Origin of the sequence: Spirosoma oryzicola (assembly GCF_021233055.1) — a bacterium.
Lineage (GTDB): Bacteria > Bacteroidota > Bacteroidia > Cytophagales > Spirosomataceae > Spirosoma > Spirosoma oryzicola.
This window is the reverse complement of the sequence record NZ_CP089538.1, coordinates 5,177,222-5,199,887: the sequence shown is the minus strand read 5'-3', so window position 1 is coordinate 5,199,887 and position 22,666 is coordinate 5,177,222. Positions and strand designations below refer to the sequence as shown.

Sequence of the window (22,666 nt, the reverse complement as noted above, 5' to 3'; positions counted from 1 at the left end):
CGTAAAAGCAGATAAACTCGAAAACTTAACGAATGGATACGCTGTACACTGCCACGGTTAGTAATATCGGAGGGCGCGAAGGAGATGTTAAATCGTTGGATGGAGTGCTGGAAATGGACATCCGGCGACCTGTTGAGATGCACGGAAAAGGGGGAAAGCCCAATCCGGAAATGCTGTTTGCCGCTGCCTACAGCTCGTGTTACAATGGAGCACTGATGGCCGTCGCCAAGAAGAAAAAGGTTATTCTGCCCGAACACGCCGTTGAGGTCAGTATTTCGCTTAATCAGGACGGCGAAAGCATGTTTCTGTCGGGTAAAATTGTCGTGAAAGCGCCGGGCATGGAACACGATCAGCTTCAGCAACTGGCCGAAACGGCGCATGCTGTCTGTCCGTATTCGAAAGCCGTTAAAGGCAATATGGATATGAAAATCGAAGTGTTTGTGTAAAAGCAAGGCAGGGAGCGCGGGGAGAGGTGTCATTCTACTTTCCCCGCGCTCCCTGCTTATTTCGCTTGGCTAACTTACCGCGTCGTAAATCTGCACACGCTCCCAGAGGTGAGAACACTCGGCCACAAACTCCTGGTGAATCGGGTGCACCTGGTAAGCATCGTGAGCCGCTTTGTCCGTAAAGACAAAGGTCAGCGAGAAGTCGTACGAGTGATCAATAACCGGGCGCCGGGTTTCGGCGGGCGTTCCGATGTAAGCCGCTGAGATGTCTTTGATGCCATTGAGCGAATCGAGACCAGCACGGAGTGCTTTGTGGTCGTCTTGATTTTCGGGGTGCTTAAGCCAGAAGAAAACGGTATGAACGAACATGGGCAGTTGTAGTTTTTCGATTTACAGTTTATTAAAACGATAGAGCAACGCGAAACTACCACAAACCGTAAATCGAAAATCACAAACAGCTCAACTAAATTTTTCCAGCTGCTTAACCAATACCCCAAAGTCTTTTGGGTAGGGGGCTACAAATGTTTTTTCTTCGCCATCCAGCAGCGTGAACGTTAATGCATAGGCGTGAAGCGCAACCCGTTGAATAAGAGGTTGTTCTTCTGTTCCCTGCTTTAAGTTGAACTTCCGCTTCACGTCCGACAAATAAACCGGTTCTCCGCCATACGTAGCGTCGTTGACGATGGGCGCTTTTAAGCACATCAGGTGCACCCGAATCTGGTGCATCCGTCCTGTAATGGGCATACATTCGACCAGTGTGGTAGTGCGGTAAGCCTGTAAGGTGTTAAAGATGGTTTCAGCAACTTTACCTTTCTCGCGGTCAATCCGAACGGCTGTACCGTCTTTAATGGGCGAAATCGGTAGATATACCGAAATGCCGTCGAAATCGTGTACGCCATTCGCAACCGCGTGATAGCGTTTCGTAACCTCGCGATGCTCAAACTGCATAGCCAGATGCCGGTAAGCGTCCGGATTCTTTGCAATCGCTAAAATACCCGATGTTTCCTTGTCAAGCCGGTGACCAAGCTGTGCATCGGGATGATAGGCTTTTGCCATCCGCACAATGCTTTGCCCACCCCGGTCGCTCGTACGTTCATCGAGTGAGGCTACGTGAGGAGGCTTGTTAATCAATATGTAATCATCGTTCTCAAAAACGATGAGATCTTCAAAATTCAGTTTCATTGCTTAGGGTTTTGCGGGCATTGTCTTACAGCCAAAACACAGCGTATAGCTGACTCATTCTGAACACAAAAAGCCTCCTCCGTAGCGGAAGAGGCTCAATAATGAATATCGTGCGAAAGACTATACGGACAGCGTACCGCGCTCGTATGCCTTGCGAAGCGTTGCTTCCAGACCGTTCTTGTTGATAGTCTTGATAGCTGACGTAGCTACTTTCAGCGTAACCCACTCGCCGGTTGATTCGACGAAGAACCGCTTCTTTTGCAGGTTTGGGAAAAATTTACGCTTGGTTTTATTATTGGCGTGAGAAACGTTGTTTCCCGTACGCGTGCGCTTTCCTGTGATTTGACAAACTTTGGCCATTACCGTACTCGTTTTCCGTATGAGGGCGCAAAATTAGCTAATCAATTCATTATCTGCAACTCATTGCTTCTTTTTTTTGAATCCGTACGGACAGTGACGGCAACCGTTCTGGCAGCAATACCCGCGTTTGAGGTGATAAGTACCCGTAAAGACTACATAGCCTTCAGGCGTGTAGTAGTAATCAGCGTCGGTCAAGTCAGGAGTTTCGTTCTTTTGAGAAGTAGGTGACATAGACTTGGGCGTCTGCCCGAATAAATGTATATTTGAAAAAACGGTCTGTTTCATCGAATGGTTGCCGAAACAGACAACGGGCTACTAGACCCAGTAGCTTCGGGCAGGTACTTGTTTGTATCCGCCCTTTGTAATCTCCTCACAAACGTACTCACTTTTAACGTCTCACTGCCAGCTATGGATACGACAATGCCAATCTCTGCCACCGACCAGGCTATGCAACTGGAATGGAACTACGGCGCTCACAATTATCACCCGATCCCGGCTGTATTGACGCGGGGCGAAGGGGTCTTTGTCTGGGATGTGGAGGATAAACGTTATTTCGATTTTCTGTCGGCTTATAGTGCCGTGAGTCAGGGGCATTGTCATCCGCGAATTATCAGCGCCATGATTCGGCAGGCTCAACGGCTGACGCTTACGTCACGGGCTTTTTACAACGATAAAACCGGCCTGTGCGAAAAGTACCTGTGTGATTATTTTGGGTACGACAAAGCACTGCTGATGAATTCCGGAGCCGAAGGTGGAGAAACGGCCCTTAAACTAACGCGCAAATGGGCGTACAAAGTGAAAGGCATTCTGCAGAATGAAGCAAAAACTGTTTACGCTGCCGGTAATTTCTGGGGTCGTACATTAGCGGCTATCTCCTCCTCGACGGATGCGAGTAGTACCAACGACTTTGGGCCGCTCTTACCCGGCTACATCATTATTCCCTACAATGACCTGAACGCATTAGAAGAAACCTTCAAGAGCGATCCGAACATTGCGGGTTTTATGGTCGAACCCATTCAGGGCGAAGCGGGCGTGGTTGTTCCCCACGAAGGCTACTTGCGTGGTGTTCGTAAATTATGCACGAAATACAATGTTCTGTTCATTGCCGATGAGGTTCAAACGGGTATCGGTCGTACGGGTAAACGCGTGGCCTGCGATCACGAAGAAGTGAAGCCGGATGTACTCGTGCTGGGCAAAGCACTTTCGGGCGGAACGATGCCCGTTTCGGCGGTACTGACATCTGATGAAGTGATGCTGACCATTAAGCCGGGCGAACACGGTAGCACCTACGGGGGCAATCCGCTGGCCTGTGTCGTAACAATGGAAGCACTTCAGGTGGTGGAAGACGAAAAACTAGCTGAAAATGCGCAGGCGATGGGCGAAGTTTTTCGCGCCCGAATGACGGCACTGAGCCACAAAACGGATTTGGTGAAGTCGGTTCGTGGTAAGGGATTACTCAACGCGATTGTCATTACCGAACGGCCTGATCTGGGCGCTGAAACAGCCTGGGAGATCTGTCTAAAGCTAAAAGATAACGGTTTGCTGACCAAGCCGACGCACGGTGATAAGATCCGGTTCGCGCCACCGCTGGTTATCAGTGAGGACCAGATGCACGAAGCCTGCGATATTATCGAGAAGACAATGCTCGCATTTTAAACAAGAAGGACTTGCCAGTGGCAAGTCCTTCTTGTTTGTAGTGGGTGGTAGCTGGTGGTTCTTATTCCGCTTTACTGCCACTGTATAAAACTCGGTCTGGCCCCGGCTGACCGTTCTTAAATGTAGCCACCAAACGGCCTCCGTCGGCGAAGTAGTACGTGCCTTTGCCGTGCGGAACATTTTTCTGGAACCAGCCCGCATATTTATCGCCATTCGGGTAAAAATAAACCCCGTAGTCGGAGCGGAGGTTGTCCCGGAAGTTGCCTTTGTATTTTACTTTCCCATCGGCGTAGTATTCTACCCCTTCGCCGTGTTTGTCGCCTTCTTCAAACTCGCCGGCGTACCGTTCGCGGGTCGGATACACGAATGTACCTTTTCCGTCTTCGCAGTCGCCCGAAACGCATCCCACCGTCGCGCGGGTGGGGGTGCTAGGTACAACGACCGGGCGGGAGGCTACCGACGGATTGCTGTTTGTCGCGATGGGTTTAGGAGCCATAGCCGTTGGCGCTTTGACCAACACCCGGCTTTTGGGGTACATCGCTTCTGCTTCCAGCCATCCTTTCCGGATCGCTTCGATGCGAGTGGGTTTAGCCGGGTGCGTCGATGTGGCGTGTTCATCACCGAGTGCCCGTACTGCTACGGTTGCTTCATCGAGCGATGCGCCTAGTTGGTGCAGTACAAAACCCGAAAATTTGTCGGCCTCGATTTCCTTTTGGGGTTGGCCACCCCGTCCGTCAATGGTGTGCCCCTGTAGGTGATGACCGATTTCGTGCGCCATGATACTGATAGCCGACCAGTCGGTCTCGGTTTCCTCCTCAATACCCTGCATAAAAGCGGCATCGTAGATAATAAACCGTTGGCCTTTAACGACTGTCGCAAAACAGTTGTCCGTATTGGCGCACTCCATAACCTTGAAATTACGCATCAGGCCAATAGGCTTCAGAATACGGTCCACGACGCGTTCGGCATGGCCGGTAGACGGAGCATTGACGTTTGAGCAAATAACCTGAGGACCAACGTTGCCACCGGTGTATTTGCAGATGAATGTATCCTGAGCCGGTGTCTGGGCCATCAGGGTACCTGATAAGGCCGCACTTAGCAAGATAGTGGGTAAAGATAAAGCCGCTTTCACAGGCATAAACGAGGAGAATTGATCGTCCGTACGGCTGAATAACGAACAGATACAGACTCCTATTTTAAAGAGGAATGTAAATTATACGGTACAATTTATTCCCTTACCTTATCAACTTATGACTGCGTGATTGGAGCCGTAGAATATGACGAAAAGACCTGTCGGAGCGACTCGTGGTGTCTGGTTTGAGAACCAGACACCACGAGTCGCTCCGACAGGTTGACGGAAACGGCTAAAATGAATTACTTGAACCGTTGCACGGCTATCTTACCCTTAGCGCCCACGGCGTAGCAGGTCCCTTTAGCGCAGGCAAGCGAGTGAAAACCGTCGTTATCTAATTTCTGCCAGGTTTGACCTTGGTCAGCCGATAAGCTTGTGCCCGAAGGACCAACCGCGAGCAGACGGTCGCCGGGAATTAGGGCGACGGCCTCTTTGAGACCCGGTGGGTTGGTCGGTGCCAGGAGTTGCCAGGATTGTCCTCCGTCGCGGGTGATAGCCGCATTGGGTCCTGGCTGCTGTTCCTGTTTATAGTTACCGCCAACTACGACTCCGGCCTTCTCGCTGAAAAAACGTGCGCCGAACAAACCCGTAGCTTCTCCCGCTGGAAGGGGTGTATTCGTAACAGTCCATGTCTGACCTCGATCTTTGGAGTGAAAAACGCGACCATTTGTTCCGCCCCCCGATACGATCCAGGCATCGCGCTTGCCCTGAACAATAAGGCTGGTTCCACTAGCGGCAAAGGCGGCCTCGTTGGGTTGCATTGGGGGCAGGTTACCGGCGGGGACCTGTTTCCAGGTTTGTCCACCGTCGTCGGTCGTCAGGATAAACCATTTGCCATCGATAGGATCACTAAGCACAATGCCATGCTGCTTGTCCCAAAAGTCGATACCGTCGAAAAAAACGCCTTGTTGCTGCGTCTGGTACAGCAGCGACCAGGTTTGGCCACCGTTGGTCGTTTTATAGATCCGGGCCTGGCCTTTCTCGGCAGGGCCAGCGCTCATCAGGTAAGCAGTTTGCTCGTCAACGGCCTGCACATCGCGAAAGTCACAGGCTTGTGCGTCGGAAACGGTACCGGTTTGCCAGGTTTTTCCGCCGTCTGTGGTACGAACAAAGGTTCCTTTGGTTCCGCCGATCCAGGCAATGTCAGGACTGGCTACGCTCACCGCCCGGAAACTGGCATCCGTTTGTACCAATTGGGGTTGCCACTGAGCAAATGTCGAAAACGCGACCGTGAAATAGGCTAAACAAGAAAGAATGGTTTGCTTCATGGATATAAAATTGACGACAAAATGGCACATCGTAAAGACATAGACCATTTTGTCGTCAATTAATATAATGGCGAAAAGCTAGGGTGTTCGTCCGGGCGATACGGGAGTCGTCTGTTCCGTAGCAGCTTTAAGCCGGGTAATTTCCTGTTCCAGGCTATTTGTTTTGAAGTAATAATACAGACCGAGAATGAGAAAAATCTTTGATAGAACAAAGACCGCGATGAAAGCAGGCCGCCAGTATTTGTGCACCCGGATATGGGTATCGTCTACTTCTACGTCGATGTAGTTTGGCTTGGCGGGCTCTTCCTCTACGGGTCTGCGTTTGAAACGGGTATAGTCTTCCTGCTCGCGCTTTTTTAGCTCGGTTTTATTGATCTGCTCAAAAATGGCCGTTCTGAGGGCTGGCGGGGGAGGTACAGCGTTACTCATAAAATGCTGCTCCATCTCTGTCTCCAATTCTTCTAACTGAGATAAAATGTCCGGATCAGTAGTCAACAAGCGTTCTACCTCCTGTTTCTCATCGTCAGAAGCTAAGCCTAACAGATAGGACTCCAGAATGCCATCCGTTAAATATTGATAGTTCTTCAATGTGAGTACAGTTATGATGTACGAAGATACTTAAAATAATTACGAATAGACTTCATTACATCTGCATAAGGCATTTGTAAACGTTCAGCTACCGTCCTCAATGGGTATCCCTGGCGGAATGACAGATCAAAAACAAGGCTTGCTGCGTTGTCATCCTTGCTTTGTGGTGGTTCGGAAAGAGGAGCGGAAGAGGTTGCCCTCAAATTGGCTTCCAGTGCTTTCGAACGGGCGAGCCGAACAATGTTGCAGCCCGGACTCGTGGGTGCTTTAATACATTGCTCAAGTTGTGGTGACGCAAACAAATCGACCATAACCTGCTGGGCAAGCTCAGGCTGCGGAATTATTTGCAGGATAACACCGTAAGCCATCGCACCGTACTTCTCGTACAACGCAAGCCGCTCGGTACTTTTAGAAACTGACGTTTCCTCTAATCGCTTTAACGAACCCATACCGATCAATAAATAAAATAGAACCCTGTAAAGTTCACCTATAGTAAAATTAATTAAGAATAATCCGTTGGTATATAAACTATTAGCTTACCAACTTTTGATTGATACGCACGAAGCAAGGATAGAAGAATGAGAGATCGTTGAATAGTAGTGTAAAATTATAGAATTGATTTATTTGATACAAGTAGTTGATATAGTCCTGTTTCTGTAAATCAATAGGTTTCCATGGCTTAGAATAAGTAGACTAGCAATGATTAGCTATACTGTTGCTTAATACTTTGGGTCATCAGCTGGTAGATTTCAGCTAGTTGGGGATGTATTGCTAACCACGACAAATGACTTTCAATCGTTGTCAGATCCCCTCGGCGGGCGGGCCCGGTCTGTACCGTAGCTGGGTTTTCAACGGCCAGTCCTTTTCGAATGGTTTCGCGAATGATAGGCTGTAGTAAATCAAATTCCAGTCCGTTGGTCGTCGTCAGATCGTGGGCGATAGCCAGTAAGTGATTCGTGAAGTTGCAGGCAAATACAGCGGCAACGTGCAGGGCTCTACGTTCGGCAGATGTGATAATGTACACAATGTCGCTTAGCTCCTGCCCTAATCGGACCAGTACATCTTCCGTTTCTTTATCTGTTGCTTCAATGCAGAGGGGCACTCCTCTGAAGTCCATAAACGGCTGGCCTTTGGTGAAGGTTTGTAAGCCGTAAAAGACGCCAGTTTGCACGGGGATGTCGCTGTAGATGGTCATCCAGTTTTCCAGCACGCTAAGGGATTGGTTGCCCGATGTGTGAACAAGAATGGCCTTTTCGGGCAAAACCAAGCGGGAACAAACCGTTTCGAGCGCGTCGTCGGGGACGGCCAAAACAAACAGTTGAGAGGGGCTATCGGCGAAGTTGAGGTCGGAATGCGTCTGCGCGTCGTAGAGATTGCTGATTAGTTGTCGGCTGTGCTGAAGTTGCCGACTGTAAACCTCGTTGATGTGATGGCCCGCATTTTCGAGAGCCGGAGCGAGATGCCATGCTAGATTACCTGCGCCAATAAAGGATATTTCCATAGGCCAAGTATAGAACATTTTACTTGAAATTTCCATCATGGCTTCGATGGTAAATGAGCGGAGCAACTTGCAACAATCAGCCGCATAAATGCAAGGTAGTCGGTACGGTCAGCCCGGCTGCTTTTCGGTACCGGTAGAGGATACAATTCGCCTACGCTCAAAATTGGCAACAAAAGCGGAAAGCGCTTGTTCTCTTCGATGCTGATTGATCGGAATTTCCTGTGAATGCGCCGTCAATGAACGGTAACGCAGGTTTGATGAGCAGTAAGGTATTCCGTGGATTTTACCGGATCGAAAACCTAATTGCTTAAACACCCCGTTACCCCAGATACTAAAAGTAGCGTGCAAATTTAACGTTAGAACGATTTTGTCTTTTCACCAACATGGAAATTACCGTCCTGCTTTTGTATGGACTGGCTTTGATGCTGTTATTCCTGTATAACTGCGGCCAGCTAAGTCTAATCATCATTTATTTACGTTCTGAGCGAAAGCGTCGGGCAGCGGTTTTGTCGGCCAGCAGTTCGGATACACTGCCACGCGTTACGATTCAGTTGCCGGTTTACAACGAACTCTACGTGATCGAGCGATTGATTGACGCGGTAGTGCAATTGAATTATCCCAAAGACAAACTCGATATTCAGGTACTGGATGATTCGACCGATGAGACCGTTCAGATCATTTCGGCTAAGGTAAATGAGTACCAGAGCCAGGGATTTGACATTGAACACGTCCGGCGTCCGGTGCGTAAGGGCTTTAAAGCGGGAGCGCTGGCATACGGACTAGAGTTTGCGAAAGGCGAGTTCATCGCGATCTTCGACGCGGACTTTGTGCCCGATCCTAATTTTTTGCTGAAAACAGTACCGCATTTCAGCGATCCTAAAGTAGCGATCGTTCAAACTCGCTGGGAGCATCTGAACGAAGACTTTTCGCTTATGACCCAGTTACAGGCGTTTGGACTGAATGCACACTTTACCATTGAACAAAGCGGACGATACGCGGCTGGTTTTCTGGCTAACTTCAATGGAACGGGGGGCGTCTGGCGGAAAGTAGCCATCGCCGATGCGGGTGGCTGGCAAAGCGATACGCTGACCGAAGATTTGGACTTAAGCTACCGGGCTCAGTTGCGCGGCTGGAAATTTGTTTACCGCGAAGACGTAGGCTCTCCGGCAGAGTTACCCGTAGCGATGAATGCGCTAAAATCGCAGCAGTACCGCTGGATGAAGGGAGCCGCTGAGTGCGCCCGTAAGCTTTTCGTCAAAGTATTGAGGTCACCGAATACGTCCTTCGCGATGAAACTTCACGCGTTTTTTCACCTCTTTAGCAGTGCAACATTTATACTCGTGCTATTACTCGGCGTTATGAGCGTGCCGCTTATTTACATACGCCATCGCCACCCGGAATGGGAGTACATATTTCGTATAATCAATCTGTTTCAAGGCAACTTGTTAATTTTGATAACGTTCTACGGAATACCGTTCTGGTTGTTGGGACAAAAAAACAAAGCGAAGCTGGCCTGGTATTTCCCCATGTACTCGTCGTTGATGATGGGCTTGTCGTTGCACAATACAATCGCCGTTATCGAAGGCTACATTGGTCGTAAGACACCGTTTGTTCGAACCCCAAAATTCAACGTGACAACGGCAAAGGACAGTTGGGATGCGAACAAGTACGTCAGTCGAAAACTCAGCTGGCTGACGCTGGCCGAGGGTGGACTTGCTCTGTATTTCGTCGGCGGTCTGGTTCTTGCCTTTTACGTCAACGATTTTCGCATGTTTTTTCTGCACATTATGTTGATGGTCGGCTTTGGCATGGTGTTCATTTATTCGCTCGTTCATGCAGGGCGTCGCTCAGCCAGCGTTTCGGTACCCGTCGCTCGTCCGGTGGCAGTAGGTGCATAATTTTTCTTCGTATTCGATTACTCATTTTCCCGTCAGTGACTTAGGTTGCTGGCGGGTTTGTTTTTGTGATGACTAGACGCTCGGGAAAATAAGGCCGACAGGACTTTATTTAAGTAAGGTCATCGCGTTAAACAGAAAGATGTCAGTACTGTATATTTGTTTTCTTATTGTATGACTACCCACCATGAAAACACTGTACAAATTCTTAGTTCTGCTTCTTCTGGGTTACCAGCAACTAGCGTTCGCCCAAAATGGCATTGTTGTTTTTCAATCTGATTTTGGCCTGAAAGACGGCGCGGTGTCGGCAATGAAGGGCGTCGCTATGGGTGTGTCACCGAACCTAAAGCTGTTTGATCTGACCCACGAGATTCCGGCTTATGACATTTGGGAAGCGGCTTATCGACTGTACCAGACCGTTCCGTACTACCCGGCAGGAACGGTGTTTGTCTCGGTCTGCGATCCCGGCGTTGGCACCGACCGCCATTCGGTTGTCCTACTGACGAAAACAGGCCATTACATCGTCACGCCCGACAACGGAACACTAACCTTGATCGCGGAGAAACTGGGTATTCAGGAGGTTCGGGAGATTGATGAGGCTGTCAACCGGCTTAAGAATTCAAACGAATCCTATACGTTTCATGGGCGCGACGTGTACGCTTACACGGCGGCTCGCCTAGCCTCCCGCACCATTACCTTTCAGCAAGTAGGAAATACCGTTCGTCGCACCGTAGTGAGCTTACCGTACCAAAAAGCTGACTACGCAAACGGCGTACTACAAGGCAATATTCCGATTTTGGATGTTCAGTACGGTAACGTCTGGACCAACATACCGAAAGCTATGCTGGAAAAACTGGGCGTTAAATCGGGCGATAGCGTACGTGTCAAGATTCTGCACCAGAACAAGACAATCTACGACAAAGCGGTTCGGATGGTCAACACCTTCGGGGAAGCGGCTGTTGGTGATGACGTCGCGTATGTTAACAGCCTGCTCAATTTTTCGGTAGCTGTCAACCAGGGGAATTTTTCGGATAAGTACAAAGTGTTCAGCGGAGCCGACTGGACAATCGTGCTTAGTAAGTAATGAAAACAGCTTACTGAATCTGATAGGATCTCAGCCACACTTTCAGAATAGCCGGATCGGAAAGGTCTTTCACGTCCTTTTTCGCTTCTTTAACGCTTTTCTTTAGATCGCGGATGCTGTTGTTGAAACTCATCTCCAGGCCAATGAGCGACCGAACTACCGAGAACGGTTTTCCCAGCATCGACGCTAATTGACTTTGCAGATCAAACAGCTCACTACTTAGCTCGTCGGCCTGTTGTTTCAGAATCTTGTTGTAGTAGCGCAACTGTTCGTCGGCCAGCGATTCGAGGTGCTGCTGATCGATCCGGTTGAATTCGAGTTGCAGGCGAAGAAGCGCCAAGAGATCACTTTTTTCGTATGCTTCGGTCACCCGTTGCATGATCTCGGTTTTCCGGATTTTCTCGGATTCATCGGGTTCGCGGTCGGGGTGGAAGGCTTTCACCAGATCCATGTAAAGCGTCCGCACGGCCTTGGTGATGTTACGTGCGTCAAGCTGCTTTTTAGCTTCGCGCTCCTGCTGCTTCGCCGACTTTGGTCTTTTAGCCCGCTTGTCTGCCTTATCCTGCTGACGTTGCTGGTCAGCGCCCTGACGCGCTTGCAACTGTTCGTCCAGATAAGCCATGAATTTCTCTCTGGTGCTGACATCAATCTGATCGTCGAAGGTAATGCCATACAACGAGCTAACCATTTCTTTCATCGCTTCCGAAACCTGTTGGTCGGCCTCTGCATCGGTGGTGTCAAATCCGTCGGGGTCATACTTGTCGAAAATCGGCTTGAGATCGTCCATGCCGTGTTCGCTGATCAGATCATACGCTAGATTGACGATCAGGTCGGCCAGTTTTTTCTTTTCGTTCTTGGTCGCTTCGGGACGTTCATAAGCGCGGTCGAAAACTCGCACAAGGGTTGCTTTATGCCCATTGTACTCCCGCAACAGCGGTTCGTATTCGGTGTAAATTCGTTGCTGGATGGTCGTTGCCTGCGCGCGGAATTGGCTCAGCTCGTCCTCTAGCTCACCTATTTTCGCCGTCAGCCGGTTAAATTCTTTCTGATTTTTCGATAAAGACGGGTTGTCTTTGCTAAGCGTCGGAATACGAACGACCTGGGGCTGGTTTGATGACATATAACGGGAAACGCCCTCTGAAACGGAAAAATTCGTTTGCAGAGGGCGTTCGATTAAAGAACGGGCTTATTGTTTTTCGCCAACCAGATTGAGCATAAAAGCAAACTCCAGAGCAATTTCTTTCAATGCCTGGAATCGTCCCGATGCGCCACCGTGCCCCGCTTCCATGTTGGTGTGCAGCAGCAATTGGTTGTTATCCGTTTTCAACGTTCTGAGTTTCGCGACCCACTTGGCGGGTTCCCAGTATTGCACCTGCGAATCGTGCAGACCCGTAGTTACGAGTAGGTTCGGGTACGCTTTTTTCTCGACGTTGTCGTAAGGCGAATACGACAGCATGTAATCGTAATAAACCGGCTGTTTCGGATTGCCCCATTCCTCAAACTCGCCCGTCGTGAGCGGAATACTTTCGTCGAGCATCGTGGTCACAACATCGACGAACGGTACCGCTGCCACAACGCCCCGGTACAGTTGTGGAGCCTGATTAATTACGGCACCCATCAGTAAACCACCCGCGCTGCCACCCATGGCAAACAACTTGTCGGCGCTGGTGTACTTGTTTTTGATGAGGTATTCGGATACATCTACGAAGTCGTTGAAGGTGTTTTTCTTTTTCAGCATCTTTCCATCTTCGTACCACCGACGGCCCATTTCCTGCCCACCCCGGATGTGCGCAATGGCGTAGATAAAGCCCCGGTCGAGCAGACTCAACCGCGTAGAGCTAAATCCGGGATCGGTCGAGTAGCCATACGATCCGTACGAATATTGAAGCAGCGGAGCCGAACCGTCTTTCTTTGTGCCTTTGCGGTACACCAGCGAAACCGGCACTTGCGCACCATCGCGGGCGGTGACGTAGAACCGTTCCGATACGTAATTATTTTTGTCAAAGCCACCCAGCACTTCCTGTTGTTTGAGCAACGTTTTGTCGTGGGTGTCCATGTTGTAATCAAAAGTCGAGTTGGGCGTTGTCAGCGATGCGTAGCTGTACCGCAACACGTTGGTGTTGAAATCAGGGTTGTAGCCGATGCCCGCTACGTAGGCCGGTTCGCCAAAGTCGAGATACTCGTCGGTTTTCGTCTTCTGATTGATTACCCGAATGTTGGTCAAGCCCGCTTTGCGTTCGCCCAATACGAGGTGATTGGCAAATACGTCAATGTCGGCCAGATACACGTCCGGGCGATGAGGAATCACTTCTTTCCAGGCGGTACGGTCGGTGGTCTTGCCTTCGGGTACTTCCATCAGGCGGAAGTTTTCGGCTTTCCAGTTCGTACGAACGTAGAACTTATCTTTGTAATGGACAATCTCGTACTCGTGGCCTTTCTCGCGGGGCAGAAACGATTTGAACGTACCCATCGGCTGGCTAGCTTCGAGTAGCCGGTATTCCGTTGATACACCGTTATGGTCCGAACCAATCGTGATGTATTTTTTCGACTTCGACCGGCCCAGGCCCATGTAAAACTGGTTGTCTTCTTCCTCGTACACCAGCACATCGGTCTTTGGATCGGTACCTAACACGTGGCGGTATACCTGATAGCCGAGTAAAGTTTGCGGATCTTTCTTGATGTAAAAAAGCGTCTTGTTATCCGTAGCCCAGGCAAAACTTCCCGCTTCCGTGTCCGCAATGGTTTCGGGATAAACCTGACCCGTTTTCAGGTTCTTGATGCGCAGCGTGTACAACCGGCGACTAACAGTATCTTCGGCAAAAATGGCCAGCTCGTCATTGTCTGATACCTCATAGCCACCAAGCTGATAATAGTTGTGGCCTTTCGCCAGGGCATTGCCGTCGAACATAATTTCTTCGGCACCTTCCAGCGAGCCTTTTTTGCGGCAGTAGATTGGATATTCGCCCCCGGTTATGTAGCGCGTGTAATAATAGTAGGGTCCTTCTTTGTATGGAACCGATTCGTCCTGTTGCTTGATCCGGCCCTTCATTTCCTCGAAGAGCTTATCCTGTAAGCCTTTGACCGGAGCGAGTACCTGTTCGAGGTAGGCATTTTCGGCGTTGAGGTATTTGATGACCTCCGGGTTTTCGCGCTCGTTGAGGTAGTAATAATTATCAGTCCGCTTGTGACCGTTGGTAATCAGTTCTTTCGGTTTGATAGCGGCTTTGGGAGCCGTAAGGGGTTGTGCTTGCGTCATGCTGTACAGCGTGAGTGTGGTTATAAACGTAAAACACGTTCGTTTCATAGTTCGTTTCTGGAGCTGGCTTGTAAAAATAAAGGTTTACAGACTGACCGTCGAGAAAATAAAGGATTAACGGCGCAAACCCGGTTTCTTTGCCGTAATTCTGCAAACGCTATTGGATTCTGTGCTACCACTCGAACTCGTTGTTGCCCGCTATACCGAAAACCTGAACTGGCTCCGTAATCTGCCTGCGCAGCTTCGCATGACTGTTTACGACAAAAGCGCGGATCATTCGGCGGGAGCGGGGGCTATTCCACTTCCTAACATTGGGCGGGAAGCGCATACGTACTTGCATCACATCGTCAGCCGCTACGATTCGCTAGCCCAATGGACCGTATTTTGTCAGGGAAAGCCGTTTGACCATGCGTACGACTTCAAAAAAACGATGCGATCCTTTTCCGGACAGCCTGATACCATTGGCGATCCGGTTCAAATGCCGTTTCGCTGGTTAGGGCACTTAATCGATACGGACGACAACCGGGGGGAGCGGCTCTTTCAACCGTGGAGTAAAAACGAAGACGGACGCGGTCTTGACCTGCGCGGCTTTCACCGGGCTTTGTTTGATACCGATGGACCAGACCTGTACACCTTTGTGCTCGGTGCGCAGTTCGCTATTCACCGGGAAGCTATTGTACGGCACCCTTTGTCTTTTTACGAACGCGCGCTGGCCGTTTCGATTACGTTTCCTGATGCGGCTCACTGCTTCGAGCGGAGTTGGGATCGCGTCTTTGGTCTGACTGGTATTGATCCGGTTTGGTTAGCTGGTCGGCAAACGGTTTACCTGAAACCGATGAAGCACCAAACGCCCGAACAATAATAAATGACGCACCTGTCACCGTAAAAATAGTTTAGGTCTTAAAACGAACGCTTTTAGTAGATAGGGTGTCTACCTTTTTAGTCCCATAATCAGCGACCTTTTTTGTATATTTAGCGAAGAATTAAACACGCCTTTATGCACCGAACTCTTTACGTATCTTCTTTTCGGTTCGTCTTCTTTTGTTTCGGTACCGCCGGTTTGCTGGCCGCTTTTACGTTCAACTCAATTTCGCTCGAAAAAGCCTTTCTCAGGATCAATGAGGAGGTTGTGCAACATAGCCGGGCTTTCGAAACACTCTCCGACGCAACGAAGCAGGTAGGACACCGGCTGACGGGCAGCCCAAACGGAACCCGCGCCGAAACCTACGCCTTTGATCTACTGTCGTCGTATGGGTTCAAAGACGTTCAGTACGAGCCTTTTGAGGTGGAAGCCTGGACGCGCGACACGGTTACGCTGTCGGTTGTGCCCAATCGCAGTGATAATTTTCGTGAACTACAGGTGGTATCGCTGGCTCATTCGCCGGTGGATGCGCACGTAAAAGGCGAAATCATCGATGTCGGCAACGGACTCGAGGGCGATTTTGCGGCTTTGAAAGATAAGCTGAAAGGTAAAGTGGCGCTTGTCAACATTGGTTTGGCGGCACCAACGAAAGGCGCTCGAAATCTGCATCGTTCTGAGAAAACGGCCCTGGCCATTCAATACGGTGCTGCGGGTGTCATCATGGTCAACCTCGTACCGGGCAATGTACTGCTGACGGGTACAGCATCGGTTACGGGCAAGCTGATCCCCATTCCGTCGGTGTGTATCTCCTACGAAAGTGGGCAGGCTTTGCGGGCGTGGATGCAGGAAGAAATGAGTCCTTTGCACGCGATAATCGACATGGCGAATACGAGCCGGAAAATTCGGGCGCGTAACGTGATTGCTACCTTGAAAGGCTCGAAGTACCCCGATGAGAAAATCATCGTCGGTGGGCATCTGGATTCCTGGGATCTGGCAACCGGGGCGATTGACAACGGGATTGGTTCGTTTGCCGTTATGGATATCGCCCGGACGTTCAAGGCATTGAAACTAAAACCAAAGCGGACAATTGAGTTTGTCCTGTTTATGGGCGAGGAGCAGGGCTTGCTTGGTTCGCGGGCGATGGTTGAAAATCTGAAAAAGAAAGGACAACTCGATAAGGTTCGCTACATGTTGAACCTGGACATGACCAACGACCCAACGGGGCTGAATGCCTTCGGCCGCTCCGATATCGTTCCGTTTTTGAGCACCGTCGGTGAAACCATGAAACGGGCAGAACCGGCGTTTGCCAACCAGATGCAAAATCAGGCTGGGCTGCATTCCGATCATCAGCCCTTTATGCTCGAAGGCGTTCCCGTGGTTGGCATGAACGGTCATCTTTCGCGCGAAGTGCTGGATTGCTACCACGCCAACTGCGACCGGATCAACCTGGTCGATGCCGATCAGCTAAAAAATACGGTTCGGTATTCAACCATGCTGCTCTTTGCACTTGCCGATGCCGACGACATTCCAACCCGTCGCCAGACCGATACGCAAACGCGTGATTATCTGGTCGCTCAGGGTCTCAGAACGCCGTTGCAGATTGCCAACGAGTGGCGCTGGAAAGAATAAAGTAAGCTAGTTATGTTTGCTGGAAGCGATGGCTCTTTCTCAAGAGGGGGCCATCGTTTCTTATTTATAGGCTACCAGTGGCCGGACGTTTTTTGTTACTTTGTGCACAGGAATCCCGACCTATCATGGCTAAAAATACATTTCGTCAACCCGAGCAGGGGGCTAAGCAGAAAAAGCAACGGCGCAGGCTCTGGATTGCCTCGTGGCTGAATGACTTTATTGGACTGGACCGGCTGTTCGGTGAAGACAATGCCTGGCCTATTCGGCACATCGACCGCATTCTGTGGGTCACATTTCTGCTCGTTATTTACATTGGGTTAAACCACAATGCCGAACGGCTGGTGCGTCGGATTCAGCGGACCAAAACGCAGGTCGATGAACTCCGGTCGCAGTATACCGTTTTGCAGGCTGATTTTATGAAAAGTGGCAAACAGTCTGAGCTTAGCAAACGCATGGCCGCGCTAGGATTGACGGATAGCCAGAACCCACCCCACAAAGTAGTTGTCAAAAGCGATGAACATTAAACAGGACATCATTCAGCGGGCTAATCACGTCTTCTACATTGTTATCGTCCTGGCGATGAGTGTCGTGTTTCGGCTTGTGTACGTGCAGTATTTTCAAACGTTCAAAGGAAAATTCTGGCGTGATCGCGTAGCGGCAACGCTTATCCAGCGCGATACCATCCGGGCTATGCGCGGCAATATTTACGCCACCGACGGCAGTTTGCTGGCAACGTCATTACCGAGCTACGTGGTTGGCCTTGATCCGACGATGGCCAAGCCCGATTATTTCGAGAAAAAGAAAGATTCATTGGGTCTGCTGCTTTCTCGCATTTATGGCGACCGTTCGGCCAGGGATTATACGGATCTGGTCAGCGATGCCCGCGCTCGTAAACGCCGGTATGTACTGCTGAATCGTCGGCGTGTTACGTTTCAGGAACGGCAATACATGCTAAAGTGGCCATTCTTCCGCTCAACGCCGAAAGTGGCGGCTCGGGGCGGGGTGTTGCGGCCCTACTACGATCGATACCATCCGTTCGGGCGCATGGCAGAGCGGACAATCGGCAATCTTGACGCTCGAACCGGGCGCGGTCTGATGGGACTGGAAGCTAGTTTTCAACCGGCGCTGGCGGGTAAAAACGCCGTTGGGCTGGTCGAGGTGCTATCGGGGGGCGTTCGCAAACCCGTTGACGATGGACCAGAGATGAAGCCCGAACCCGGTATGGATCTGTACACCACCATCGACGTCAACTATCAGGATATGGCCGAAACGGCTTTGCACTCGGCACTTGAGAAATACAACGCGGCCAAAGGAAGCGTCATCGTGATGGAGGTAGCCACGGGTGAAATTCGGGCGATGGCCAATCTGACAAAACAAGGGAATCGATACGTCGAGAACTTCAACCATGCCTTAGCAGGACGTACCGATCCAGGTTCTACGTTTAAGTTAGCCACGATGATGGCCCTGATGGAAGAGAAAGCCATTTCGCTTAACCAACTGGTGGCTACGGGAAATGGGTCAGCGCGCTACAACGGTCTTAACATTCACGATGCTTCCCGGCACGGAAAAGGAACGATTACGGCCCGCGAGGTTTTCGAAAAATCGTCGAATGTCGGCACGCACCTGCTTATGAAAAGCTATTTCTACAGCCGGGCCGACCGCTACTGCGAATACCTGCGTCGCTTTCATCTGGACAAGCCAACGGGCATTCACATGAAAGGCGAAGCCAATCCAATTGTTCGTAACCCCGACATGAAAGGCTGGAGTAAGGTGTCACTCACCTCCATGTCGTACGGATACGAAATGCAGATTACGCCCTTGCAAATGCTGGCATTTTATAACGCCGTGGCTAACGGCGGTAAATGGGTAAGACCAATGATTGTCAAGCAGGTTAAACTGGCCGATGAAGTTATCGAGGACAATGCTCCTTATGTATTGCCAGAGCCAATCTGTTCCCCACAAACCGCCCGCAAAGCGCAGGAACTATTACGGGGCGTTGTGGAGCACGGGACTGCCAAACATATCAATAATCCTAATTACGCGATTGCGGGTAAAACGGGTACAGCTCAAAAAATTATCAACGGTCGGTACCAGGTCGGAAAATATTATACGTCATTTATCGGCTATTTTCCGGCTGATAAACCCAAATACAGCATGATCACGGTTGTCGATACACCGCAGGGCGACAACATTGACTTGCTTTATGCGGGTGCTGTGGCCGCTCCTGTTTTCAAAGAGGTAGCCGACCGGATTGTTGCCTACGATATTCGGATGCATGCCCCGATTCGCGCGAAGGCGTCGCAACCACGTTCAACAACCGGATTGCTGGCCGGATACGCCGATGACCTGCATACCATAGACGGAACGCTGAACATCAAGAACGAACCCGCTACGGAAGGCTGGGTAGAGGTGACGAAGAATGGTCGCTGGAAATCGCGTCCAACCCGGCCCGGCCAGGTTCCTGATGTGCGCGGGCTAACCTTGCGTGATGCTGTGTATCTGCTGGAAAATCGTGGCTTCAGAGTCGTTATCGAAGGACACGGGAAGGTTAAAGAGCAATCCATTACGCCCGGAGCAGGGGCTGACGAAGTAAGTTCGAAGGTGATTACACTGAAAATGGGCTAAAGTACGGCCCGGTCGTCTTCCTATATTGTCCGAACTATTGGATTTGCCTACTCTAATATTCTTCTCTGGTGGTGTCGGTTTTTGAGAACCGCGCGGGCGGCCCCGCCGACACCACTCACTTAGCAGCCTATCACGCGTTTTACTGATTCCTGACAATACAGGTCGTCTTCCCGAAAATTAGGTAGAACGAGTCTCAATCCGTTTTTTTGCAATCGCAAGACGGGTATGAGACTCGTTCCATCTATATGCAGCTTAAAGACCTTTTCTATAAAGTATCCCTGCTGGCGACTTCGGGCAGTATGGAAACCGAGATTACCGGTATCACCATGGACTCCCGCAAGGTTGGTCCGGGTAGTTTGTTCGTGGCCGTGCGCGGAACCGTTACCGACGGCCACAATTTTATCGCAACCGCCGTTCGTCAGGGAGCCGCAGCGATTTTGTGCGAAGAACTTCCGGATGACATTAATCCGCAGGTTGCCTACGTAGGGGTGCTGGATTCCGCCCGGTCGATGGGATTGGTAGCCGCCAATTTCTATGATCAACCATCGCGGAAACTCAAATTGGTGGGCGTAACAGGAACCAATGGTAAAACGTCTGTGGCTACCCTGCTATTCCGGCTCTTTCGTGGATTAGGCTACCGGTGTGGGCTGCTGTCGACGGTTCAGAACCAGATTGACGATCAGATCATTCCGGCCACGCATACTACCCCCGATGTGATCACCATCAACCAGTTGTTGACGCAGATGCTGGCCAACGGTTGCACGCATGTGTTCATGGAGGTAAGCTCACATTCGGTCGTGCAGGAGCGCATTGCCGGCCTAACCTTTGCGGGTGGGATCTTTACGAACATTACCCACGATCACCTCGACTTTCACGGTACCTTCGACAATTATATTCGGGCAAAAAAAGGCTTTTTCGACCAGCTTCCTGCCACGGCGTTTGCACTGACCAATGTAGACGATAAGCGAGGACTGGTTATGCTCCAGAATACGGCTGCCCAAAAAGAAACCTACTCGTTACAGACGCTTGCCAGTTTCAAAGGTAAAATTCTGGCCGATAGCCTGTTTGGGCTAAACATGCTGGTCAACGACAAAGAGGTATGGTTTAAGCTCATTGGTCGATTTAATGCCTATAACCTACTGAGCGTTTATGGTGCAGCGATCCTGTTAGGCGAAGATGCCGACGAAGTGCTTACGTTGTTATCGGGTATTACACCACCGCCGGGCCGTTTTGAGCAGGTTATTTCCGACGACAAGATTGTTGGTATCGTCGATTACGCTCACACGCCCGATGCCTTGCAAAATGTGCTGGAAACGATCAACGGACTGCGTCAGGCTAACGAACAGGGCTATTTACCGCAGGTGATAACCGTTGTGGGGTGTGGGGGCAATCGCGATGCCGCCAAGCGACCCGTTATGGCTGATATTGCCTGTCGGTTCAGCAACCGGGTTATTCTTACCTCCGACAATCCGCGCAATGAAGATCCGATGGCGATCTTGGAGCAAATGCAGGCTGGTGTTTCTCCCGTTGATGTCAAAAAAACGGTAACGATTGAAGATCGTCACGAAGCCATCCGGCGAGCTGTTTCATTGGCTGGCCCACACGACATTATTCTGGTAGCGGGCAAAGGTCACGAGACCTATCAGGAAATTAAGGGCGTTAAGTACGATTTTGATGACCGGGCCGTATTGCGGGAGACTTTCTCGGAACGCGGAAATCAGTAACTTTGGCGTGTAATCTAATTGTGACTAAGCGATTGAGCGATTGAGTGAATAGCTGACGCTTATTTTTATTCACTCAATCGCCCAATCGCTCATTCACCGCACCGGCGGCCCGGTCATCACACTTTATGCTTTATTACCTCTTTCATTTTCTTGACGAACGCTACAACTTCCCTGGCGCCGGGGTTTTCCAATATATTTCGTTCCGGGCACTCGGTGCTGTCATCACCTCGCTTCTGATTGCGGCTGTCTTTGGTCGTCGTATTATCGACATACTGCGAAATCTTCAGATCGGTGAATCCATTCGGGACCTTGGGTTGGAAGGACAAATGCAGAAGCGCGGAACCCCAACAATGGGTGGTTTTATCATCCTGGCGTCGTTGCTGATCCCCGCCCTGCTCTTTGCCAAGTTGTCAAACGTTTATATCGTACTCGCCTTGGTTTCAACCGTATGGACGGGACTGATCGGCTTTTTGGATGATTACATCAAAGTCTTCAAAAAGAATAAAGAAGGACTAGAAGGCAGATTTAAAGTGGTCGGGCAAATCGGATTAGGATTGATTGTCGGCCTGACGCTCTATTTCAACCAGTACGTTAAAATTCGTAAGTACGCTCCGCGTTTGCTGAATACATCCGCCGTCCCCGATGTATACACCGATATAAAGTCCACGCTGACAACAGTTCCGTTTGTCAAGAACATTGACTTCGATTACAGCTCGCTGTTGTTTGGCTTATTACCTGATAGTTACACCTGGATTGTCTATGTATTAGTGTGTATCTTTATCATTACGGCTGTCTCGAACGGTGCTAATATTACAGATGGGATTGATGGGTTGGCAGCTGGTACATCGGTTGTCATAGGAATAACCTTAGCGATATTGGCCTGGCTATCGAGCAACAAGATTGCATCGCAGTACTTAACGATCATGTTCATTCCCAATTCGGGTGAGTTGGTCGTTTTCTGCGCGGCTTTTGTGGGAGCCTGCGTGGGCTTTCTCTGGTACAATTCGTACCCGGCGCAGGTGTTTATGGGCGATACCGGCAGCTTAATGATTGGTGGTGTTATTGCCGTACTGTTTCTGGCGATCCGTAAAGAGCTAATGATTCCTCTCGTCTGCGGAATTTTCCTGATCGAAAATCTATCGGTCATCATACAGGTCAGCTATTTCAAATACACCAAGCGTAAGTACGGAGAGGGTAGACGCGTATTTCTCATGTCGCCCCTGCATCACCATTTTCAGAAGAAAGGGTACCACGAAGCCAAATTAGTAACCCGTTTCTGGATTGTCGGAATCATTCTGGCCGTACTGGCTTTGGCAACGCTGAAACTACGCTAAGAAGGAAAAATCGGCAGGACCTTGTTTTTCAGCAAGATAACGCCTATATTTGCACTCCCGTTTCGAAGCGGGAGTGCTTTTTATTTAAGCAACGTTTTAGAAATCAATTAATTAGTCTCCATAA

At 50.1% G+C, this 22,666-nt stretch carries 21 protein-coding genes; 10 read left to right on the top strand and 11 right to left on the bottom strand.

Going from position 1 to position 22,666, the window contains the following annotated elements; genetic code table 11:
* Positions 1-32: 32 nt before the first annotated feature.
* On the top strand, positions 33-446 hold the full coding sequence (locus LQ777_RS21965; RefSeq protein ID WP_232560084.1) for an Ohr family peroxiredoxin: 414 nt from the start codon (positions 33-35) through the stop codon (positions 444-446).
* A gap of 69 nt (positions 447-515) precedes the next feature.
* Here LQ777_RS21965 and LQ777_RS21960 read toward each other — a convergent pair whose 3' ends face one another.
* The 4 genes from LQ777_RS21960 to LQ777_RS21945 all read right to left on the bottom strand — a co-directional run bounded on the left by LQ777_RS21960 (position 516) and on the right by LQ777_RS21945 (position 2,219).
* The gene (locus LQ777_RS21960) at positions 516-815 is read right to left on the bottom strand and encodes a Dabb family protein (RefSeq protein ID WP_232560083.1); all 300 of its coding nucleotides are present in this window, start codon (positions 813-815) and stop codon (positions 516-518) included.
* A 90-nt stretch (positions 816-905) separates the two neighbouring features.
* On the bottom strand, positions 906-1,628 hold the full coding sequence (locus tag LQ777_RS21955) for an RluA family pseudouridine synthase (RefSeq protein ID WP_232560082.1): 723 nt from the start codon (positions 1,626-1,628) through the stop codon (positions 906-908).
* A 120-nt stretch (positions 1,629-1,748) separates the two neighbouring features.
* Positions 1,749-1,988 carry a 50S ribosomal protein L28 gene (gene rpmB / locus LQ777_RS21950; protein ID WP_232560081.1) on the bottom strand — a complete coding sequence of 80 codons (240 nt, stop codon included), beginning with the start codon at positions 1,986-1,988 and terminating at the stop codon, positions 1,749-1,751.
* A 60-nt stretch (positions 1,989-2,048) separates the two neighbouring features.
* Positions 2,049-2,219 (bottom strand): C1orf53 family protein, encoded by a 171-nt coding sequence (locus tag LQ777_RS21945; RefSeq protein ID WP_232560080.1) that lies wholly within the window; start codon positions 2,217-2,219, stop codon positions 2,049-2,051.
* Positions 2,220-2,396: 177 nt separating this feature from the next.
* Here LQ777_RS21945 and rocD point away from each other — a divergent pair, with 177 nt between their 5' ends.
* The gene (gene rocD, locus LQ777_RS21940) at positions 2,397-3,644 is read left to right on the top strand and encodes an ornithine--oxo-acid transaminase (RefSeq protein ID WP_232560079.1); all 1,248 of its coding nucleotides are present in this window, start codon (positions 2,397-2,399) and stop codon (positions 3,642-3,644) included.
* 61 nt (positions 3,645-3,705) lie between these two features.
* On the opposite strand, the gene LQ777_RS21935 is transcribed toward rocD, so the two are convergent.
* The 5 genes from LQ777_RS21935 to LQ777_RS21915 all read right to left on the bottom strand — a co-directional run bounded on the left by LQ777_RS21935 (position 3,706) and on the right by LQ777_RS21915 (position 8,133).
* Complete coding sequence (locus LQ777_RS21935) at positions 3,706-4,782, bottom strand: hypothetical protein (protein ID WP_232560078.1); 1,077 nt, start codon at positions 4,780-4,782, stop codon at positions 3,706-3,708.
* Positions 4,783-5,018: 236 nt separating this feature from the next.
* On the bottom strand, positions 5,019-6,044 hold the full coding sequence (locus LQ777_RS21930) for a WD40/YVTN/BNR-like repeat-containing protein (protein WP_232560077.1): 1,026 nt from the start codon (positions 6,042-6,044) through the stop codon (positions 5,019-5,021).
* Between the two features lie 78 nt (positions 6,045-6,122).
* Positions 6,123-6,632 carry a hypothetical protein gene (locus LQ777_RS21925; RefSeq protein ID WP_232560076.1) on the bottom strand — a complete coding sequence of 170 codons (510 nt, stop codon included), beginning with the start codon at positions 6,630-6,632 and terminating at the stop codon, positions 6,123-6,125.
* Between the two features lie 11 nt (positions 6,633-6,643).
* Positions 6,644-7,081 carry a hypothetical protein gene (locus LQ777_RS21920; protein ID WP_232560075.1) on the bottom strand — a complete coding sequence of 146 codons (438 nt, stop codon included), beginning with the start codon at positions 7,079-7,081 and terminating at the stop codon, positions 6,644-6,646.
* Between the two features lie 254 nt (positions 7,082-7,335).
* A complete protein-coding gene (locus tag LQ777_RS21915; protein ID WP_232560074.1) occupies positions 7,336-8,133 on the bottom strand; it encodes a Rossmann-like and DUF2520 domain-containing protein in 798 nt (265 codons plus the stop codon).
* A 383-nt stretch (positions 8,134-8,516) separates the two neighbouring features.
* Between LQ777_RS21915 and LQ777_RS21910 the strand changes: the two genes are divergently transcribed.
* Together LQ777_RS21910 and LQ777_RS21905 are read left to right on the top strand one after the other, a co-directional pair.
* Positions 8,517-10,031, top strand: coding sequence for a cellulose synthase family protein (locus LQ777_RS21910; protein ID WP_232560073.1), 1,515 nt, complete (start codon positions 8,517-8,519; stop codon positions 10,029-10,031).
* Positions 10,032-10,215: 184 nt separating this feature from the next.
* The gene (locus tag LQ777_RS21905; RefSeq protein WP_232560072.1) at positions 10,216-11,112 is read left to right on the top strand and encodes an SAM hydrolase/SAM-dependent halogenase family protein; all 897 of its coding nucleotides are present in this window, start codon (positions 10,216-10,218) and stop codon (positions 11,110-11,112) included.
* 10 nt (positions 11,113-11,122) lie between these two features.
* Here LQ777_RS21905 and LQ777_RS21900 read toward each other — a convergent pair whose 3' ends face one another.
* Both LQ777_RS21900 and LQ777_RS21895 read right to left on the bottom strand, forming a co-directional pair.
* A complete protein-coding gene (locus tag LQ777_RS21900; protein WP_232560071.1) occupies positions 11,123-12,232 on the bottom strand; it encodes a hypothetical protein in 1,110 nt (369 codons plus the stop codon).
* A 66-nt stretch (positions 12,233-12,298) separates the two neighbouring features.
* The gene (locus LQ777_RS21895; RefSeq protein WP_232560070.1) at positions 12,299-14,416 is read right to left on the bottom strand and encodes a S9 family peptidase; all 2,118 of its coding nucleotides are present in this window, start codon (positions 14,414-14,416) and stop codon (positions 12,299-12,301) included.
* Between the two features lie 121 nt (positions 14,417-14,537).
* On the opposite strand from LQ777_RS21895, the gene LQ777_RS21890 reads away from it, so the two are divergent.
* The 6 genes from LQ777_RS21890 (at position 14,538) to mraY (ending at position 22,542) form a co-directional block, all read left to right on the top strand.
* On the top strand, positions 14,538-15,230 hold the full coding sequence (locus tag LQ777_RS21890) for a DUF3431 domain-containing protein (RefSeq protein WP_232560069.1): 693 nt from the start codon (positions 14,538-14,540) through the stop codon (positions 15,228-15,230).
* A 135-nt stretch (positions 15,231-15,365) separates the two neighbouring features.
* Complete coding sequence (locus LQ777_RS21885) at positions 15,366-16,859, top strand: M20/M25/M40 family metallo-hydrolase (RefSeq protein ID WP_232560068.1); 1,494 nt, start codon at positions 15,366-15,368, stop codon at positions 16,857-16,859.
* 125 nt (positions 16,860-16,984) lie between these two features.
* Entirely contained in the window at positions 16,985-17,383 is a 399-nt protein-coding gene (locus LQ777_RS21880) for an FtsL-like putative cell division protein (RefSeq protein ID WP_232560067.1), read from the top strand.
* A complete protein-coding gene (locus LQ777_RS21875) occupies positions 17,373-19,484 on the top strand; it encodes a penicillin-binding protein (protein ID WP_232560066.1) in 2,112 nt (703 codons plus the stop codon). The genes LQ777_RS21880 and LQ777_RS21875 overlap by 11 nt, the downstream gene beginning before the upstream one ends.
* Before the next feature lie 245 nt (positions 19,485-19,729).
* Positions 19,730-21,208 (top strand): UDP-N-acetylmuramoyl-L-alanyl-D-glutamate--2,6-diaminopimelate ligase, encoded by a 1,479-nt coding sequence (locus tag LQ777_RS21870; RefSeq protein ID WP_232560065.1) that lies wholly within the window; start codon positions 19,730-19,732, stop codon positions 21,206-21,208.
* A 125-nt stretch (positions 21,209-21,333) separates the two neighbouring features.
* Positions 21,334-22,542: a phospho-N-acetylmuramoyl-pentapeptide-transferase gene (gene mraY / locus LQ777_RS21865; protein WP_232560064.1), complete on the top strand. Its 1,209-nt coding sequence runs from the start codon at positions 21,334-21,336 to the stop codon at positions 22,540-22,542.
* Positions 22,543-22,666: the final 124 nt, after the last annotated feature.

Coding starts and splice junctions, on each gene's coding strand:
- LQ777_RS21965 (WP_232560084.1), top strand. CDS start 33: ATGGATACGCTGTACACTGCCACGGTTAGTAATATCGGAGGGCGCGAA.
- LQ777_RS21960 (WP_232560083.1), bottom strand. CDS start 815: ATGTTCGTTCATACCGTTTTCTTCTGGCTTAAGCACCCCGAAAATCAA.
- LQ777_RS21955 (WP_232560082.1), bottom strand. CDS start 1,628: ATGAAACTGAATTTTGAAGATCTCATCGTTTTTGAGAACGATGATTAC.
- rpmB (WP_232560081.1), bottom strand. CDS start 1,988: ATGGCCAAAGTTTGTCAAATCACAGGAAAGCGCACGCGTACGGGAAAC.
- LQ777_RS21945 (WP_232560080.1), bottom strand. CDS start 2,219: ATGTCACCTACTTCTCAAAAGAACGAAACTCCTGACTTGACCGACGCT.
- rocD (WP_232560079.1), top strand. CDS start 2,397: ATGGATACGACAATGCCAATCTCTGCCACCGACCAGGCTATGCAACTG.
- LQ777_RS21935 (WP_232560078.1), bottom strand. CDS start 4,782: ATGCCTGTGAAAGCGGCTTTATCTTTACCCACTATCTTGCTAAGTGCG.
- LQ777_RS21930 (WP_232560077.1), bottom strand. CDS start 6,044: ATGAAGCAAACCATTCTTTCTTGTTTAGCCTATTTCACGGTCGCGTTT.
- LQ777_RS21920 (WP_232560075.1), bottom strand. CDS start 7,081: ATGGGTTCGTTAAAGCGATTAGAGGAAACGTCAGTTTCTAAAAGTACC.
- LQ777_RS21915 (WP_232560074.1), bottom strand. CDS start 8,133: ATGGAAATATCCTTTATTGGCGCAGGTAATCTAGCATGGCATCTCGCT.
- LQ777_RS21910 (WP_232560073.1), top strand. CDS start 8,517: ATGGAAATTACCGTCCTGCTTTTGTATGGACTGGCTTTGATGCTGTTA.
- LQ777_RS21905 (WP_232560072.1), top strand. CDS start 10,216: ATGAAAACACTGTACAAATTCTTAGTTCTGCTTCTTCTGGGTTACCAG.
- LQ777_RS21900 (WP_232560071.1), bottom strand. CDS start 12,232: ATGTCATCAAACCAGCCCCAGGTCGTTCGTATTCCGACGCTTAGCAAA.
- LQ777_RS21895 (WP_232560070.1), bottom strand. CDS start 14,416: ATGAAACGAACGTGTTTTACGTTTATAACCACACTCACGCTGTACAGC.
- LQ777_RS21885 (WP_232560068.1), top strand. CDS start 15,366: ATGCACCGAACTCTTTACGTATCTTCTTTTCGGTTCGTCTTCTTTTGT.
- LQ777_RS21880 (WP_232560067.1), top strand. CDS start 16,985: ATGGCTAAAAATACATTTCGTCAACCCGAGCAGGGGGCTAAGCAGAAA.
- LQ777_RS21875 (WP_232560066.1), top strand. CDS start 17,373: ATGAACATTAAACAGGACATCATTCAGCGGGCTAATCACGTCTTCTAC.
- LQ777_RS21870 (WP_232560065.1), top strand. CDS start 19,730: ATGCAGCTTAAAGACCTTTTCTATAAAGTATCCCTGCTGGCGACTTCG.
- mraY (WP_232560064.1), top strand. CDS start 21,334: ATGCTTTATTACCTCTTTCATTTTCTTGACGAACGCTACAACTTCCCT.